Here is a 1,400-nt window from a genome sequence, read left to right on the forward strand (position 1 = left end):
CCGTGGGCTGTTGCGTTGTCGTTCGAGGGTGTCGAGGTCACCTACGCCGAACTCGACGCATGGTCGAACCGCTACGCCGCCCGCCTACACGCCCACGGCGCCCGCCCCGGCACCGTCGTCGGAATCCAACTACCCCGATCCCTCGAGTTGATCGTGGCCCTGATCGCCACCACCAAAACCGGCGCAGCATTCCTACCCCTGGACCCCGACTACCCCCCAGCACGCCGCGATCACATGATCACCGACGCTACGCCGGCGGTCGTGCTCACCGACACAGACGACATCGTTGCCGCACAACACGACCCACAACCCACACCCCTACCCCCAGTACACCCCCACACCGCGGCCTACATCCTCTACACCTCCGGAACCACCGGCACCCCCAAAGGCGTCGTCATCCCCCACACCGCCATCACCAACCGCATCACCTGGCTCCAACACACCTACCCCCTCGACGCCACCGACCGCATGCTCGTCAAAACCCCCATCAGCTTCGACACCTCCGTCTGGGAAGTGTTCTGGCCCCTAGCCGCCGGAGCCACCGCCGTCATCGCCCGCCCCGACGGACACCGCGACCCCCACTACCTCACCCACACCATCACCACCCACCACATCACCGCCATCGACTTCGTCCCCTCCATGCTCGACGTCTTCCTCGACGAACCCACCATCACCACCTGCACCACCCTCACCCGCGTCACCGTCGGCGGCGAAGCCCTCACCAACACCCTCCTGCGCCGCTTCCACCACCACTTCCCCCACACCCCCCTGCACAACCTCTACGGCCCCACCGAAACCGCCGTCGACATCCTCGGCTGGACCTCCCACAACACCGACCACGACGGCCCCGTCGCCCTGGGCACCCCCGGCGCCAACACCACCGCCCACGTCCTCGACGACTACCTCAACCCCGTCCCCGACAACACCCCCGGCGAGCTCTACCTCGCCGGCACCCAACTCGCCCACGGCTACCTCAACCAACCCCACCTCACCGCAACACGATTCATCGCACACCCCCACGAACCCGGCACCCGCATGTACCGCACCGGCGACCTCGTCCGCTGGCGCAACACCCCCACCGGCACACCCGTGCTCGACTACCTCGGCCGCACCGACGACCAAATCAAACTCCGCGGCATCCGCATCGAACCCACCGACATCGCCACCACCCTCACCCAACACCCCACCATCACCACCACCCACATCACCGTCCACAACAACCGACTCATCGCCTACTACGTCGCTGATGCGTCGGCCGATCCCGTCGATTCGGACACGTTGCGCGCCTTCGTCTCACGGAGGTTGCCCAGCCACATGGTGCCCGCGGCGTTCGTCAGGGTCGACGCCTTCCCCCTCACCCCCAGCGGAAAGCTCGACCGCAAGGCCCTACCCGACCCGGT

1 protein-coding gene is annotated in these 1,400 nt (G+C 67.0%); it reads left to right on the forward strand.

The annotated features are described in order from the left end of the window. Positions 1-1,400, forward strand: a 1,400-nt coding sequence (locus tag ACZYYX_RS29425; RefSeq protein WP_463818371.1) for an amino acid adenylation domain-containing protein, incomplete at both ends; no start/stop codon positions are given.

The organism is Mycobacterium sp. IDUB_1, from assembly GCF_055419625.1.